Genomic DNA, 17,036 nt, shown 5'->3' with positions numbered 1-17,036 from the left:
CACTTATGCAGTTATTCTTTGAGTAATACGTTGAATAACGCCAGTATCGCCTAAAATGCGGCGATGTCCAAGGCCTGAGGTTTGGATTAAACGCTCAGGAGTGGCAGCGATAAGCGACTCTACGTGTTCAAATGGCGCAAATCGGTCCTCGGTGTCGTGAATAAATGTCGGCTTGAATTTAAGTACACCGTCGTGGAATTTATCTCGGATCAAATGCCAATGCGTGCCATACCTTGTGGTGATAGCGCCTAACACTTGGTGCAGCATTTTTTCAGAAATGCCCGCTCGCGCGACGCGCTCAAACATCAGCTCAAAAAACTGCACGGGAGTTGCAACATTAATAACCACACGATTTTCTAGGCGATAATCCGGTAAGTTCATCAGCGCCACAGCGCCCATAGAATGCCCCACCAAAGCCACGATATCATGGCGATCGGCTTCTAGCTTCTCAATCAGAGTATCCAGCGCTTCAACAAAAGCCAGCAAATGGGCTTGCTTACCATGAGATTGTCCATGACCAACATGATCAATCGCCACAACGCAAAATCCCGCCGCAACGAGTTCTGGGATCAAGGTATCAAAGCAACTGCTGTTATCGGCCCAACCATGACTTAATACAACGGTCTTCGGACCAAGGCCAAACACGTTTACATGAACGCGACCAAGCGAGGTCAGAATATTGAACTCACCATTGGGTTTTTTATTTTTAAACTGATATTGACGCTTACCATGCGGGCTCATCAGTAGTACCTGACCTAACCTCGAAGTAATAGGTGGCGCAAGCGTGCACATAAGCCCTGTGACACCCCGGCTTATCTTGGTAATAAGCGACCCGTCTTTGTCGTTAAAGTAGCTGAATTTCATCCTGACCTCTAAAAAAGAACACTTGTACTTTTATTAAAATAGAACAGTTGTACTTTTTTGTAAAGCATAACAATCACCTTTTAATATTGCAGCTGGTTTACCGAGCGATACACCCCCATGTAAGAGCTGGTTTACCCAGCGATCTTTACCAAGCACCAACCGCTGCACAAAGCACCTTATACGGACTCCACACCCCGCGTAGGAGCTGGTTCACCCTGCGATCTTTATAAGGCACCAACGCGCCAAAGCACCTTATACGGACTCCACACCACCTCGTAGGAGCTGGTTCACCCAGCGATCTTTACCACGTACCAACCGCTACACAAAGCACCTTATACTGACTCCACACCTCCGCGTAGGAGCTGGTTCACCCAGCGATTTTTATAAGGCACCAACCGCTGCCAAAGCACCTTATACGGACTCCACACCACCGCGTAGGTGCTGGTTTACCCAGCGATCTTTATAAGGCACCAACCGCTGCACAAAGCACTTTATACTTACTCCACACCACCGCGTAGGAGCTGGTTCACCCAGCGATCTTTATAAGGCACCAACCGCTGCACAAAGCACTTTATACTGACTCCACACTTCCTCGTAGGAGCTGGTTCACCCAGCGATCTTTATAAAACGCCGGCTGCGGATTGCTCAGGGCTATGAAGGGTGTACCCTCAATAAGGTTTGTCTTTAAAGAACGGTTAAGTGTGAAAAACGATGAAAATGTTTCAAATTACGTAAAGTTGGCGGAGTATTGAGTGTTTTATTGTTTTTTCATTGCAATTTATCGAGAGAAGCTTGTCTTTATATTTAACTAAATGTAATGTTTGGGTTAATTTCAAGGGAGCTAACGTAAAACAATGGTGGACAGATGCAAACGCCAGAGGAATATGAGGTAAGCCAGCGGATAGGTAGGTTAATACTTGGGTTAAAGCGAACCAGAGGTATGACCCGAGAAGATGTCTGTAAACGTTTAGGTATAGGCTCGCGCACGTTAGACAATTACTTAAACGGAGTGAGCTCATTTAAACTTGGGACATTGTTAAAGTTTGCGGATCTTTGCAAGGTAAAGCTGGCTGATATTTTGGATGATACCGAGGCACTGAAGCGCTTGTATCCTGAGAATATTAAAGACAAAGGCAATATCTTTTTGTTATTTACGGGCTATTTTGTCGGCGTTTTGGTCCTTGAATTTACCTTATTTGCTTTTCTTATTTTGTTATTGTTTTATGCGCGAAATGACAAGAATAGCCAAAGCATTGTTGCAATTTTTATATTTGCTTTTTCGTTAGAAATCGTTGTTGCATACTGGTTGAATTATGTCGTCTTCCCAGCTATTGAAAGCTATTACATTGAAAATATCTATGCTTTTGCAACTCAACTTTTACTGAGTTTGCTTCTTGCGCTAATGATCAAATACAGAATGTTTTTAGGTGCGTGGTTTACCAAAGGGAATTCAGCCAGCATTTTTGAGAAGAACCAAGTAGATGCGCCGCTTTATGCACTCGCATGCACTTTAGCTTTGATTGATTTTGCTGCATTGATGGAAAACTTTATCCGTAACCTAGAGCGTTTAGGTATAAATGAAGAAGTTGCCAAACCATTTTGGGAGCTGACCTTTATTTATGATTACTTTGCTTATATAAAGGCCGTGCCTTATCTGCTCTGTATGTTTGTTTTATACGCAGGAATAACAGCGCGCCGTAAGCAGGTTTTAAATAAAGCAAATGCTGCGCCTACACAATAATGTGAAGATTTTCACATAAAAATAGAGAAGTCTGTGTGTTTTTAATTATTGATTTTAATGGTCTGCAAAACAACAAATAAGCAGGTTTAGCGAGGGTTGCTTGAATCAATTGATACCAAAAATTCAAATATAATGATAAGTTTGTTTCTGTTTTAGGTTTTTTTGCTAGTGTGCACCTAAAAATAGTACTGTCATCTACTTGTCTTTATATTTAACTGGATGTAAACTTTTGGTTAACTTGGTTGGGGTGATTGAGAGATATGGTGGGGCGATGCAGACGCCAGAAGAATACGAGGTAAGCCAACGTATCGGCCGACTGATACGAGGGCTAAAGCGCAAAAAAGGGATGACCCGAGAAGAGGTTAGCCGGCGTTTAGGTGTGGGTGACAGGACCCTTGATAACTATTTAAATGGCTCTAGCTCCTTTAAGCTTGGGACATTGCTTCGGTTTGCTGAAATCTGTAAAGTAAAGTTATCAGATATTTTAGAAGATACAGATAAGCTCTCAGGCCTGTATGGAGAAAAACATGAGGAAAAGAACAATGAAGGCTGCACAGAAAAAGCCGATAAAAATAGCCCTTAGTCGCTCATTGTGCAAATTAATATCTGGAGCAGGTCTTGTAACTGGAAGCGGGCCTAAAAATCAGCAAGCGGAATCTACGCCGCCGGAAGAAAAAAGCCAAGGTTGAACGCATGAGAAGTCTGTTTAATTTATCGTTGTTAACTAGTGTCGCTGCGCTATTGCTAGCTTTTTTTGCAGGGTCAACAATATTTGAGCCAATTACTTGTGGGCTACTTTTTGCGCTTGTTTTCTTATCAAGGGAAGATGAAAATAGTCTACTGTTAACCCTAATTTTTGCTATAACTTTTGCCCTCGATACCGTGATGGTTTACTTTATAACGTATGTTATTATTCCAGCGGTAGAAAGCTACTATGTAGAGAACATTTACGCTTTTGGAATCCAGTTAACTTTAAGCCTATTATTGTTGTTCTTACTCAGGCATCGAATGACAATCGCTGTTTTGATTACTAGAGGCAAAAGTGCATCAGTATTTGAAAAAAATCATGTCGAAGGTCCTCTATATCTCTTAGTAATGTTACTGGTATTTATCGATTTCATGGCTTTGATGGAAAACTTTCTTCGCAATTTAGAGCATTTAGGAGTGAATGAAGAGTTAGCGAAGACTTTTTGGGACGTTACTTTCTTTTTCGACTATTTTCCGTACCTGAAAGCAGTGCCTATGTTGTTGTGTGTAACAATGCTTTATGTAGGCTTGGTGGTACGAACCAAGAGACAACCAATCCAGAGTTAGTCAGAGGTTCAGGGGCGCGCAGTATGTTTCCGGTATTGCGCTCGCTTTTATGTTCCAATATGTTCCAAAGTATCCTTCTCTGATAACCATTATAGATACGTTATTATCATCTACTTGAAAGTGTACGCTTTTTCATAAGTTAGTGTTATTCCACTTGTCTTTATATTAAACAAAATGTAATGTTTGGGTTAATTTTGTGGTTTGGTTAAAGGGAAATGTGGGGCGATGCAAACGCCAGAAGAGTACGAAGTAAGCCAGCGCATAGGGCTACTAATAAAAGGTCTAAAGCATAAACGTGGGATGTCGCGAGAAGATATATGTCGCCACCTCGGGATTGGCATGCGAACGCTAGACAACTATCTCAATGGTGTTAGCTCTTTTAAGCTTGGTACGTTAATGAAGTTTGCCGACCTCTGCAGAGTCAAGCTTGCCGATATTTTAGATGATACTGAAGCGCTCTCGCGACTATATCCAGACAATATGAAGGACAAAGGTAGTATTCTTACATTGCTTTTTGGCTTAGGTACAACCGCTATGCTGTTCGAGTCGGTTTTCTTGCTTTTATTAATTGGGCTGCTTTGCTATTCATATAAGGACAAAAACAGTCAATGCATGGTCGCAATTTTTGTCACTGTTTATATATTAACGAATGTAGCTAACTACTGGCTGCATTTTGTTCTTTTTCCCGTGGTTACTAATGTCTTCTATCAAAATATTTATGCTTTCTCAACTAACTTGTCTTTAAGCTTACTTTTATTCATTTTACTTAAATATAGAATGAAATTTGCTGTATTTATCACGCGAGGCAAGTCTGAAGATGTCTTCGAGAAAAACCCTATAGAGGCACCTCTGTGCTTCCTAGCAATGATGATAGCGCTCATTGATTTTTGCGCATTGATGGAAAATTTTATTCGCAACTTAGAGCATATCGGTATGGATGAAGATTTCGCTAAAACATTCTGGGAATTAACTTTCTTTTATGATTATTACGAATATATTAAAGCCCCGCCGATCTTACTCAGTTTAGTACTCCTCTATGCAGGAATACTCGCACGGAAAAGAAATACGCAGCAGCCCCAAAGTGCGTAGTAATAAGTCGATAAGTAAATCACGGAAATAGAAGGATAGCGAGGCGATGCAAACGCCAGAAGAGTACGAAGTAAGCCAGCGTATAGGGCTACTAATAAAGGGCCTTAAGCATAAACGCGGGATGTCTCGAGAAGATATATGCCGCCACCTCGGGATTGGCATGCGAACGCTAGACAACTATCTTAATGGCGTTAGTTCCTTCAAGCTTGGTACGTTAATGAAGTTTGCCGATCTCTGCAGAGTTAAACTCGCTGATATTTTAGATGATACCGAAGCGCTCTCAAGACTATATCCAGACAATATGAAGGACAAAGGCAGTATTCTAGCCTTGCTTTTGGGTTCTCTTGCTTCCGTTATGCTCTTTGAATCCGTTTTCTTAGTTTTACTAATTTTACTGCTTTGCTACTCATACAAAGATAAAAACAATCAATGCATAGTTGCTATTTTTGTTGTGGTCTACGTGCTAACTAATATTGGTGGCTACTGGCTAAACTATGTCGCTTTTCCAGCAGCTGAAAACTATTATATGCAGAACGTATACGCATATTCGCTACACCTATCATTAAGTCTGTTACTATTCCTTCTGCTCAAGTACAGGTTGATGTTCTCGGTATTGGTTACCCGCGGAAAATCGGCAGCTGTTTTCGAAAAAAGCCTTATTGAAACTCCTCTCTACTTTTTGGCTACGCTGCTAGTTGCTATAGACTTTTTGGCGTTAATGGAGAACTTTATTCGTAATCTGGAACGATTAGGAATCGACGAGGAGAAAGCTAAAATATTCTGGGAGTTAACCTTTTTTTACGATTACTTTAGGTATCTTAAGGCCGTACCATTATTACTTAGTTTAGTACTCCTCTATGCAGGAATACTCGCACGGAAAAGAAATACGCAGCAGCCCCAAAGCGCGTAATAATAAGTCGATAAGTAAATCACGGAATAAGGAAATGGTAGGTCGATGCAAACGCCAGAAGAATACGAAGTAAGCCAGCGCATAGGGCTATTGATAAAGGGCCTCAAGCATAAACGCGGGATGTCACGAGAAGATATATGTCGCCACCTCGGGATTGGCATGCGAACGCTAGACAACTACCTTAATGGCGTTAGCTCTTTTAAGCTTGGTACGTTAATGAAGTTTGCCGATCTCTGCAGAGTTAAACTCGCTGATATTTTAGATGATACCGAAGCGCTCTCACGACTGTATCCAGACAATATGAAGGACAAAGGCAGTATTCTTACGCTTATCTTGGGATCTATTGCTGGGTATTTTCTTATTTTCGAATCTATCGTATTCCTCCTTCTATTATTTTTGTTTTTTTGCTGTTACAAAGATAAGAATAGTCAAACTATCACAGGCATTTTCCTTTTTATTTATGCACTTGAGGTCGCTGTCGCATATCTCTTGAAGTTCATTATTTTCCCAGCGGTTGAAAGCTATTATATCGAGAATATTTATGCTTTTGGACTGCAGTTAACTCTTAGTCTCATGTTACTGTTTTTACTTAAACATAGAATGACGATTAGTGTATTTTTAACTCAGGGAAGATCTGCATCTGTATTCGAAAAGAATGGTATAGAGGCCCCAATTTATCTTTTGGCAATGACGTTAGCACTTATCGATTTTTTGGCTCTAATGGAAAATTTTATTCGAAATTTAGAGCGCTTGGGGGTTAGTGAGGAAACAGCAAAGGTATTTTGGGAGGTGAGATTCTTTTATGATTATTTCGAGTACCTCAAGGCAATCCCAATTTTTCTCTGCATCGCTTTACTTTATGTAGGGTTTATCGCGCGAAGAAATGCGCCGCTACAAGTTAGAGCTACACTGTAACTTTAGCAATAACGAATTCAGTATTAATAACAGTTTATATAGAAGGATCGCGAGGCGATGCAAACGCCAGAAGAGTACGAAGTAAGCCAGCGTATAGGACTATTAATAAAGGGTCTTAAGCATAAACGCGGGATGTCGCGAGAAGATATATGTCGGCACCTCGGGATTGGCATGCGAACGCTAGACAACTACCTCAATGGTGTTAGTTCTTTTAAGCTTGGTACGTTAATGAAGTTTGCTGACCTCTGTAGAGTCAAGCTTGCCGATATTTTAGATGATACCGAAGCGCTCTCACGACTGTATCCAGACAATATGAAGGACAAAGGCAGTATTCTTACACTTATCTTGGGCTCGGCTTTTGGCGTAATTATTTTTGAGTCCACTTTATTTATCTTATTGTTGGTTTTGTTCTTTTACTCTTACAAAGACAAAAATAGTCAGCTACTGACGTTATGCTTTGCAGTGCCTTACTTTCTTGCAATTGTAGCGATATACATGCTTCGCATCGCGATCTTCCCTGTTGTGGAAAGCTACTTTATAGAAAATATATTTGCGTTTTCAATTCAGCTCTCACTCAGCCTTTTATTACTCTTTTTACTAAAACATCGGATGGCTTTTGCGGTGTTACTTACCCGAGGAAAAAGTGCCTCAGTGTTTGAAAGAAACTATGCAGAGGGGCCATTACATTTCTTAGTTTTGACCTTAGCGTTAATAGATTTTTTTGCCTTGATGGAAAACTTTCTCCGTAACCTAGATAGAATGGGTATAAACGAAGAAACCGCAAAGGTGTTCTGGGAAGTAACCTTTTTTTATGACTATTTTGCTTACTTGAAATCAGTGCCTATGTTGCTGTGTGTCGCAGTACTTTATATCGGGTTTATAGCTCGAAGAAATGCTCCGCTACAAGTTGGGTATCTTGGGGCTGTATGATTCTACTAACAAGCCGAACTAAAGCTGGGGCAGTTGCAGATACAACTAAGCGGATCACTTGCAATTACCTCTCAAACCTCATATCCTAAACACATACCATGCGACTAGGAGCATCTCCGGTCATTTTGCAAGGTCACTACAGGCTATGATTCATGTTACGTCCGTGTAGATACTCTTTGTGATTGTGAGTTCTACGCGGAATAGTAACTCTTTCTATTACTATCATTTATCAGATTCACCAGACCTACTACTTTTTCAATTAATCCAACCAAGTATTTATTCGCTAATCTTCATTGTGCCAATCTTTATATATTTGTCTTTATTATCTTGTAGTATGACTAGCTCAAAAGGTTCCTAAGTTGTAAAGTGTAGAAAAGTAAAAAGGCCAGTAATTGGGGAATTAGCGCGTTGAACGATAAAAGCACTAAACGAAGTCTAAAGGATATATTTAGTTCGACGTTCCATGACAAAATGTCATTCGATGACTTTTTGCGTTTAGACGTAAACCATGAGTTTAAAACTATAAATCTCAGAAAGAGGCTAGTGTATGCTCCTTCAGCAAAATTGAAGCAGGTGCACCGCTTTATTAACAAAACCATCCTTGAGTTTGCTGACTGCAATACTAATGTTGTTTTCTCCTACAGGAAAGGGGTTAGCACCCGTGATGCAGTAGAAATACATTCACACAGCAACTATATATTTCAAACTGATTTATCTAAGTTTTTCAATAATATTCACCGTGACGATGTGATGACAGCTTTGAAAAGTCAGCTGTCGAATGCACCAGTATCCGACATTGATTTGTTCATCGAGAAGATTGTTGATTTAGTTGTCATTGATGATCATATTCCTGCTGGTTTCTCTACCTCTCCACTATTAAGCAATATCTGCTTGTTTAGATTTGATAATGCATTAGAAGCATACTGTGAAGCTAATGAACTCAAGTATACAAGGTACTCAGATGATCTAATTGTTTCTGGGAGTGTAAACGACTTTACGGAATCAATAGAAACGGTCATTGATAATTTACTCACCGAGCACGTAAATAATACTCTTTGTATCAACAAAACCAAGACAAAGACCCATAAAGTTGGGCATAGCTTTAAAATACTAGGGTTCAACATTTTACCTAATGGTGTTGTGACAATCCCTAGTGCGGATAAAAAAGAAGTAGAGTCGCTACTGTACTTCTTCTTGACGGATGATCAGAAGTTTGAGGATTTCTTTAAAAAATGCGCTGATAGTAAAACGCCAGAAACGGATGATAAGACGATCAGAGAAAAAGCAATCGGTATGTTGTCTGGCAAGCTTATAGCGTTTAATGCGATGGATAAACAGTATGTTGCAAAACTTAGAAGAAAATACGGGAATACTGTGATCGATATGTTTATTCGGAAGTCGGTGACCTAACTTGAAAGTAACAATAACTATCAATAATGTTCAGCACCTTGCTAGGCAGCAAGTTACGTTTGATTTGTCCGAAAATAAACTGACTTGCATTGCAGGTAAAAACGGTATGGGAAAAACGACTCTAATAAGGGCTATTAAAAACTTATCTGTTAACAATACATTCCAAGAAACCGCCGCTCCATACATTTTTACCTCAGAAAGCTCTATAAACTATGAAATTGAAGGAGTTGGCGCGATAGAGTTTACATACAATCGCTTTTTAAAGAGCATTGATAGCAAGCAGCATATTCCTGACCATGTGCGTTCTATGATAAACGTAGAACTTCCTATCCCTCATGGTGAAAGGTTTAATCACTTTAGGCGTTTGGCAGATATTGACGAAGATCTCAGAGCAAACATTTCTGTTGGCACATACACTAGACCAGAAGAACTGATCGCTTTCTTAGAAAAGGTTTATGGTGACCAAAGATTTGAAAATTTAAAGCAGGTTGAAATAAAAAAGAATATTTATTATTTCATTCTTAAAGATGAAAAAGAGCGATTCTATATCCGCGAAGATTATTTCAGTTCGGGTGAGTACTTTGTTATAAATTTATACAAACAAATGCTTCGCCGAAAAAAACTCATTGTAATTGATGAGATTGATATATCTCTAGATGCTAGCGCTCAAGTTAACCTTGTTGGACTTCTGAGAGAGTACTGTACACAGTATGGAATAAATATAGTGTTCACAACCCACTCCTTAGCACTAATGAAAACGCTGGAAAAAGGCGAACTTTACTACATGGAGAGCACCGACCAAGGCAATTCAGTTTCATTATCACCGCGTTCTTACAACTTCATAAAAAGTGTTATGTACGGGTTTATCGGGTTTGACAGATACATATTAACCGAAGATGAGTGTCTAGAAGAGTACATGAAGTATTTACTGTCAACTGATGGTACACATCCGTTCTTTAGGTACCAAATTATCCGTATTGGGGGAGGCACTCAAGTTGTTGACCTTATGGATCGAAATGAAGTTGGCAAGTTTCTTTCTGAGCCAGATAACGTAATAGCTGTATTAGACGGTGATCTGAAAGGCAAAGGCTATGATAAAGATAATAAAAAAGTTTTCTTTTTGCCATTTGCTAGCATTGAGAAAGTCATTTATGAACACTATTTGAGTGAAGACGCAAGGCTCCCGAGGGTTAAGTCAATTGAAGGAAAAGGTGAATCAAGTAGGGCAAAGAACGTATTTAAGAAACTAATCAGGGTGCATGCGGGTAAGCAACTTATGTCAAAAGAGGCTATTTATTCTTACCTGCAAGAATTAAACCCCGATGGTGTTCGGCTATTTAAGCAATCATTGATCGATTTTCTTGACCCGAGATAACCACAAAATTGTACGTCACCTCTTTAAGTGAGGCTGCGCAATTAATGTTCCACTTTTGAATTGTATTGGATTGTTTGTAGCCAGAGACTATTTGGGTTTTATTTCAACCAAATAGTTTTGTTACCCTTAAGCTTGGAGATACCCGATATCAACAATTTTGCCGTTTTAATACTATGTTTAGTTTGCTTGTGCATAGGTATATTTGGTGCATCGATTCTAGTAGCCAGTGGCGACTTTGATCTGGCTAATTACTTGGGGTTAGTAAACTTGCTGTCCTCCTTAGGAGGTTTTTTGGTGGTTGTGCAGGAATAATAGCTGCTATCACAGCTTATTATACTAGCTCAGGTTTGCTCTGACTGTTACCCACTTTCCTATCGGTGGCTGTCGGTTTAGATTTGAACAAAATTCTTGTCACAAAATTCTTATCAGCCCAAACTCGTTTCCCATCAAGCGGCGGATGCGATGGATGACACCCATCACTAATTGCATTGATGTTTTAGGAAAATGAAAATTTGAAATTTGTGGTGGGGGTCTGTGATTTTCGTGTCAATGTGAAGGGTATTTTTGTTAAAGATTTATCTCGCATATTTTGCTTTTAAATCAGCAATTGATTTGCTCACGCTCTCTTTTTTAAAGCTTAGACCTTCGTATTTAGCGCTTATTTCAAAGTTGCTCATTTTAGGTATAAATGTTTGAACATTTTTGCTTTTTTCACCGAAGTAACAGCCATAAATACACCTCTTGTCTGACTTATTAAGTATAACTTAGCACTATAGTTATGCCAATAGTTCAAAACAGCCCGCTTCTTTTACTTACACCCTAGCTTGGCGTATATGAAGCACCATTCGACTTTGATAGTTTGATATGATATCTGACAATTTGATGATGACTCAGGCTCCTTGCAAAGCTAGCTTCGTGCGTGGGTCATTTTGTCTATGTGCCTGAAAAACTCAGAGGACAACATGTCTAATAAAAGTCTTAGTGCTCGAATTCCTGCCTATAAAATGGCATTTGCAAGTGGCGAAATGCAGAGAACCTATAAGGATCTCGTCTCTATTGTTCAAAGTCTCAGAGCTGAATTCAGTAAGCAGTATAAAGGCCAGTTTACAGTCGCAAACGTGTTACACGGATATATTGACTTTACATACTTTTATCTGCAAAACGATTACCTTAAAAAACACAAACTCAAATTGGCAGTAGTGTTGAACCATCAAGAGGTGCAATTCGAACTTTGGCTCCTTGGGCAAACAAAGGATGTTCAAATTGAATATTGGACAAAGTTACAGGGTATCAAATGGGTGAATCAAGAGGTTATGCCTGAGTGGTCAATCTTTGAAATTCTAATGCTTGCTGACCCTGATTTCGACAATGTAAAAGTGCTATCAGAGCGGATCCATGGTGTGTTTGCTGAACTGTCTGAGGAGATCTTTGCTACATTGAAGGCTTATCAGTAGCACACATAACATTCTGAGTTTTCGCAGGTTATCTGCGCCGTAAAGCTTAAGTTGCTAATTTCTTTTCAAACTTTAACTCTATTTCTAGCAAAAAAAGAGTGCTAGTAGTAGCACTCTTGTCAATGCAAAACTCAACAGCAATAACCTTTAGTTGCTAGTCCATGCTTGGGGCACTGGAATACACCAACTCAATTAGGTTATTCATCGTTCTTGATTTTTGCATATAAGCCTTTTCCATATGGGCAAGCTCTTGTAGTTCAAATAAGGTCGTTTCTACGAGTGCCAGCCATTTTTCTGTGGTGTCTGGTACCGCTTCACTTTGCTTTGTTGCTTTTTTTAGTGCGTCGTAATAAATAGTTAAGTCACGATATTGGCTTTGATAGTCCATTGTTGTTCCAACCCGTCTCTTTTAATTTACAGCAAGGTAACAGAAATTCTCAGCAGAAATCTGCGGAAAATAATTTTTTTACAACTTTTTAATTCGAAAGATAATTAATATTAGCAAAGGCGGAGATCACATCTTTCGCAAAGGCAATACGAGGGTGTTTTAACGCGCCCTTTTTCCACACCAAATAGATATTGTTTTCAGGGCCTACGGGGCCAAGTTGGATCAGTTCACCTGCTTTTATGAGATCTCGGCAGAGATAATCGGGGAGGACGGAGTAACCTATTCCAGAGCGAATGATGTTAGCAATTGCTCTAATGTCTGGACAAATAGCGATGACATTAGAGTTGCAGCTCGCATTAAATACACGGTCAAAGTATTGTCTAACCAAAGGTAAGTCTTGATCGTACGTGACGACGTTATAGCTTGAGAGTAAGTCGGCGGTAATATCGTTGTCTTGAATTTCTCGGCCCTCTAAACGGTTCATCACTAGCCACAATTGCTCTTTGTCTAGAACGAGATAGTCAAAGGTTGTGGGATCTGGCGCAGAGGCGGCAATGGCGATGTCTGCGGTGTCGTTTATTAGTGCGTCGAAAATGTTAATTTTATTGCCAATATGAAGGACCACGTTAATGTTGCCCGCTTGCAATAAGTTGGCGATTTGTGGACCGGAGACAAAGCTTAAATACTCCGCGGGGCCGGCAATATTTAGTGTGCCAAATACCGCGTTGGAGCGTGCTCGAATTGAGGTGATCTTCTGCTCTAAAATATCGATATGACCAGATACCTGCAGCGCTAAGTCATGTGCTGTTGGCGTTGGCTTTACCCCTCGTGCTTGGCGTTCAAACAGGGCTTTTCCTACTACCGCTTCCATGGTTTGAATATGTGCCGTGACAGCCGGCTGCGACATCCCCAAGTTGGCCGCTGCTTTGGTGATATTTTTGCAGCGGTATACTTCCACAAAGGTTTTTAGTTGGGTGAGATGAGACATAAAATACTTGAGCCATAAATATTCTGATTGCTCCTACCAATTTATCCGAATTCTCCTTTGTCCGCAAATCGCCTAAACTCGTCGATATTGAACTGGTATGAGGAGCCGGGATGAAAAAGGGTATAGTGAATACGTTGGGCTGGGTGTCATCGTTATTGGGTGCAGCACTTACGCTTAGCGCTCATGCAAGTGAAGGTGAGGTGTTAGTGTTACTTTCGAGCGAAACCTCGATGGAACTTGCCGGTGGTGAGACAATAGAAACAGGTTACTACCTCAATGAGTTCGGTATACCTGCAAAGGCATTGGTGGATGCTGGATATAAACTGGTATTAGCAACACCAAAAGGCAATGCCCCTGCTGTTGATCAAAAATCAGTGAGGGTTGATTACTTTGGCGGTGATGAGACTAAATTACAAAGCATCAAAAAATTTATTGCTAACCTGCCTGATATTAATGATACCGCAAGTTTTAGCGAGATCCTTGCTGCGGGGTTAGACGAATTTGATGCGGTATTTATTCCAGGCGGACACGCACCGTTAATTGACTTGGCGAATAATCCGCAGGTGGGTGAAATTTTGCGCCATTTTAACCGTGAGAATAAACCAACAGCCGCGATTTGCCACGGCCCAATTACGTTGCTGTCGGCACAAAGTGAACCAAAAGCGTATTATAAGAGTTTAACAACACAGTCACCTGTTCAAGCGAAAAACTGGATTTATGACGGATATCAAATGACGATATTTTCGAACCCAGAAGAACAGGTATTTGAAAGCACGTTAAATGGCGAAAAGCTCAACTTTTACCCAGCAGCAGCTATGTCTCAGGCTGGAGGAAAAATGCAGTTTGCAAATGCATGGCAGCCAAAAGTGGTTGTTGATAGAGAGCTAATTACAGGACAAAACCCGTTTTCAGACTCATTACTAGCAGAAAAGCTGCTAGAAATGTTAGCGAAAGAACCGAATATTAAACAGTAAGGAATTGAGCATGCTTAATTTTGTATTTAAAAATCAAACCGAAATTCTTTTTGGTAAAGGCCAAATGCGTGAAATCACCTCACGATTACCGGAGGCTGCAAAGGTGCTGCTACTGTACGGTGGCGGCTCGATTAAAAACAATGGGGTATACGACCAAGCAATGAGTGCGCTGACAGGTGTTGAGGTTGTGGAATTTGGTGGTGTGGAGCCAAACCCAACATATGAAACACTAATGCAAGCGGTCGCGACAGCAAAGCAAAACGATGTGAACTTTATTCTTGCGGTTGGCGGCGGCAGTGTTATTGACGGCGCAAAGTTTGTGGCGGCAGCTTTTAATTTTGACGGTGAGCCTTGGGATATTTTGGTAAAAGGCGCAAGCTTTAGCAACCCATTGCCGATTGGTGCTGTACTTACTTTACCTGCGACTGGCTCTGAGAGTAACGGCAACTCAGTAGTTACTAAAAAGGCAACTTCGCAAAAGCGTGCGTTTTCGTCACCGACGGTACAGCCGCAGTTTGCGGTACTCGATCCAGAATACACCTATTCACTGCCGCCTCGCCAAGTGAGTAATGGGGTAGTGGATGCGTTTGTTCACGTGATTGAGCAGTATTTAACATATCCAGTAAATGCGCCACTGCAAGACAGATTCGCAGAAGGTATTTTACAAACGCTTATCAGCGAAGGGCCAAAGGCGTTAAGCGAGCCTAACAATTATGATGTAAGAGCAAACGTTATGTGGTCTGCAACTATGGCGCTAAATGGCCTTATTGGTCAAGGCGTACCACAGGATTGGTCGACGCATATGATTGGTCATGAGCTAACGGCATTGTATAACCTTGACCACGCGCAAACGCTTGCGATTGTATTACCTGCGGTGATGTATGTGCAACGAGACAAAAAAGCCGAGAAAATCAAGCAACTTGGTGAGCGTGTATTTGGTATTACAGTCGCAGACGAAGCACAGCAAATTGACCAAACGATAAAAGCAGTTCAAGACTTTTTTGAGTCGATGGCGGTGCAAACGCGTTTAGCTGATTACCAATTAGACGAAAAAGCAGTACAAGAAGTTATCGCTAATCTAGAAAAGAACGGCATGACGGCGCTAGGTGAGCACGGCGATATTGATTTAGCGAAGGCGAAAGAGATTTTGATGCTTGCGTTGTAAAGCTTATTAAAATCACAAGAGCAGGCGGATCAGCGTCTGCTCTTATTTTAGCCCAGATAACATACAAAAATTGCGTGATTGATATCGCTTTAAACACAAAACTTTAATCTATTATTGAAATTGGTTGCGTGAAATACTTGGTTTACCTCGCCTATCTTCAGTGCTAATCTACGGCAGTATTCAAAAAAGTTTAAGGAGAATTTGATGATTGTTTTATTGAGCCACCCGGTAAAAGTTGTAGCTAGGTGTGATTAGTAGACGCTAATTTTCGTCTCTTCTAAATTTTTACTCCTTTTACCCGGTGTGATGCCTAACGGGCTTCTCCGGGGTCAATGATATTCATTAACCCTGCTTGATTTTTGCAGTCTTTCTGCATTTTTGAGATTTTATAATGAATACATCTTATTCGCCAACACAGCTTGGTTGGCAAGCATTTTTTCAACAGCAACTGACACTAACAGAACTGGAATCATCAAATCTTGGCCGCGTGATAGCGCACCACAGAAGTAATTATTTAATCCAGTTGCAATCACGGCAAATTTCTTTAGCTACTCATATATCACTGCCTAGTATGACGGTTGGTGATTGGGTTTTGTTGGATGAAAATTATCAATTTATTAGGCTATTATCCCGCAAATCGGTTATTTCAAGGAAAGCTGCTGGCAGTAAAGTCGCGGAGCAATTGATAGCCGCAAATATCGATAGCCTGTTTATTGTTTGCTCGCTAAATCAGGATTTTAATCTAAACCGGATCGAACGTTACTTAGCACTGGCTAATGAAGCGCAAGTGGAGCCAATTGTTGTTTTGACTAAGAAGGATTTGGTTGACGGTTGGCAACAGCAAGTACAACTTGTTCAGGAGTTGGACCCATTTTTGACAGTCGAAGCGATTAATGCGTTGGAACCGAGCTCCGTTGAGTGCCTAAAAGCTTGGTGTAGCACGGGAAAAACGTTGTCATTTGTAGGTTCTTCTGGTGTGGGTAAGTCCAGCTTGGTGAACACGCTGTTAGGGTGTAAAGAACAGCTCACCGGTTCAATCCGTGAAGATGATGCAAAAGGGCGGCACACAACAACTGCTCGCTCGTTACATTTTATGGACAATGGCTCAGTGTTGCTCGATACGCCAGGAATGAGAGAGATCCAACTAGCCGACTGCCAACAAGGGATCAGTAAAACGTTTGCAGAAATTGAAGCGTTAGAAAGCGCCTGCCGTTTCAGTGATTGCTCGCATCAAAATGAGCCCGGATGTGCTGTTCAGCAAGCGATAGAGAGTGGAGAACTTGAAGTTAGGCGCTTCAACAACTTCATAAAACTAAGAAGTGAACATCAAAGAAACAACGTCAGCCTAAAAGATAAGAGAGACAAGGAAAGAGCACTTGCAAAGAAGTATCGTTTTGTACAAAGCGATACTAGAAGACTAAAAAAGGGCTACTGAGCAGTCTAGCTAGTTCTGTTTATCTTAAACCAATGTGGACTCGCTCCACTTTGGTTTCGTTTTTCTACGCTAAAGTACGGCTAA

General features: G+C 40.7%; 15 protein-coding genes and 1 pseudogene. 13 read left to right on the top strand and 3 right to left on the bottom strand.

What is annotated here, in order from left to right; all coding sequences use genetic code 11:
* Positions 1-3: 3 nt before the first annotated feature.
* Positions 4-864, bottom strand: coding sequence for an alpha/beta fold hydrolase (locus tag BB427_RS08840; RefSeq protein ID WP_010603697.1), 861 nt, complete (start codon positions 862-864; stop codon positions 4-6).
* A gap of 865 nt (positions 865-1,729) precedes the next feature.
* Here BB427_RS08840 and BB427_RS08835 point away from each other — a divergent pair.
* The 10 genes and pseudogenes from BB427_RS08835 to BB427_RS08790 all read left to right on the top strand — a co-directional run bounded on the left by BB427_RS08835 (position 1,730) and on the right by BB427_RS08790 (position 12,002).
* The gene (locus tag BB427_RS08835; protein ID WP_069020386.1) at positions 1,730-2,605 is read left to right on the top strand and encodes a helix-turn-helix domain-containing protein; all 876 of its coding nucleotides are present in this window, start codon (positions 1,730-1,732) and stop codon (positions 2,603-2,605) included.
* Between the two features lie 271 nt (positions 2,606-2,876).
* Positions 2,877-3,149, top strand: a pseudogene (locus BB427_RS08830) (helix-turn-helix domain-containing protein); the annotation flags it as partial.
* 149 nt (positions 3,150-3,298) lie between these two features.
* Positions 3,299-3,919, top strand: a complete 621-nt coding sequence (locus BB427_RS08825; protein ID WP_069020384.1) for a hypothetical protein — start codon at positions 3,299-3,301, stop codon at positions 3,917-3,919.
* 225 nt (positions 3,920-4,144) lie between these two features.
* Positions 4,145-5,008 carry a helix-turn-helix domain-containing protein gene (locus BB427_RS08820; RefSeq protein ID WP_069020382.1) on the top strand — a complete coding sequence of 288 codons (864 nt, stop codon included), beginning with the start codon at positions 4,145-4,147 and terminating at the stop codon, positions 5,006-5,008.
* Between the two features lie 46 nt (positions 5,009-5,054).
* Positions 5,055-5,918, top strand: a complete 864-nt coding sequence (locus tag BB427_RS08815; protein ID WP_069020380.1) for a helix-turn-helix domain-containing protein — start codon at positions 5,055-5,057, stop codon at positions 5,916-5,918.
* A 45-nt stretch (positions 5,919-5,963) separates the two neighbouring features.
* A complete protein-coding gene (locus tag BB427_RS08810) occupies positions 5,964-6,833 on the top strand; it encodes a helix-turn-helix domain-containing protein (protein WP_069020378.1) in 870 nt (289 codons plus the stop codon).
* A 57-nt stretch (positions 6,834-6,890) separates the two neighbouring features.
* Positions 6,891-7,763 carry a helix-turn-helix domain-containing protein gene (locus BB427_RS08805; protein WP_069020376.1) on the top strand — a complete coding sequence of 291 codons (873 nt, stop codon included), beginning with the start codon at positions 6,891-6,893 and terminating at the stop codon, positions 7,761-7,763.
* 543 nt (positions 7,764-8,306) lie between these two features.
* On the top strand, positions 8,307-9,173 hold the full coding sequence (locus tag BB427_RS08800) for a reverse transcriptase family protein (RefSeq protein WP_175401265.1): 867 nt from the start codon (positions 8,307-8,309) through the stop codon (positions 9,171-9,173).
* Between the two features lies 1 nt (position 9,174).
* Positions 9,175-10,548, top strand: a complete 1,374-nt coding sequence (locus BB427_RS08795; protein ID WP_069020372.1) for an AAA family ATPase — start codon at positions 9,175-9,177, stop codon at positions 10,546-10,548.
* A 962-nt stretch (positions 10,549-11,510) separates the two neighbouring features.
* Positions 11,511-12,002: a DUF7000 family protein gene (locus BB427_RS08790; RefSeq protein WP_069020370.1), complete on the top strand. Its 492-nt coding sequence runs from the start codon at positions 11,511-11,513 to the stop codon at positions 12,000-12,002.
* 154 nt (positions 12,003-12,156) lie between these two features.
* Here the strand turns inward: BB427_RS08790 and BB427_RS08785 are convergent, their stop codons facing one another.
* Positions 12,157-12,390, bottom strand: coding sequence for a hypothetical protein (locus tag BB427_RS08785; RefSeq protein WP_010369844.1), 234 nt, complete (start codon positions 12,388-12,390; stop codon positions 12,157-12,159).
* A gap of 88 nt (positions 12,391-12,478) precedes the next feature.
* The gene (locus BB427_RS08780) at positions 12,479-13,378 is read right to left on the bottom strand and encodes a LysR family transcriptional regulator (protein WP_069020368.1); all 900 of its coding nucleotides are present in this window, start codon (positions 13,376-13,378) and stop codon (positions 12,479-12,481) included.
* Positions 13,379-13,488: 110 nt separating this feature from the next.
* On the opposite strand from BB427_RS08780, the gene BB427_RS08775 reads away from it, so the two are divergent.
* The 3 genes from BB427_RS08775 (at position 13,489) to rsgA (ending at position 16,952) form a co-directional block, all read left to right on the top strand.
* Entirely contained in the window at positions 13,489-14,352 is an 864-nt protein-coding gene (locus BB427_RS08775) for a type 1 glutamine amidotransferase domain-containing protein (RefSeq protein WP_069020366.1), read from the top strand.
* Between the two features lie 10 nt (positions 14,353-14,362).
* Complete coding sequence (locus tag BB427_RS08770) at positions 14,363-15,517, top strand: iron-containing alcohol dehydrogenase (protein WP_069020363.1); 1,155 nt, start codon at positions 14,363-14,365, stop codon at positions 15,515-15,517.
* Positions 15,518-15,908: 391 nt separating this feature from the next.
* Positions 15,909-16,952, top strand: a complete 1,044-nt coding sequence (gene rsgA / locus BB427_RS08765) for a ribosome small subunit-dependent GTPase A (protein WP_069020361.1) — start codon at positions 15,909-15,911, stop codon at positions 16,950-16,952.
* The last annotated feature ends 84 nt before the right edge of the window (positions 16,953-17,036 follow it).

Origin of the sequence: Pseudoalteromonas sp. BMB, from assembly GCF_001709235.1 — a bacterium.
Lineage (GTDB): Bacteria > Pseudomonadota > Gammaproteobacteria > Enterobacterales > Alteromonadaceae > Pseudoalteromonas > Pseudoalteromonas maricaloris.
This window is presented reverse-complemented; position numbering and strand designations above follow the sequence as displayed.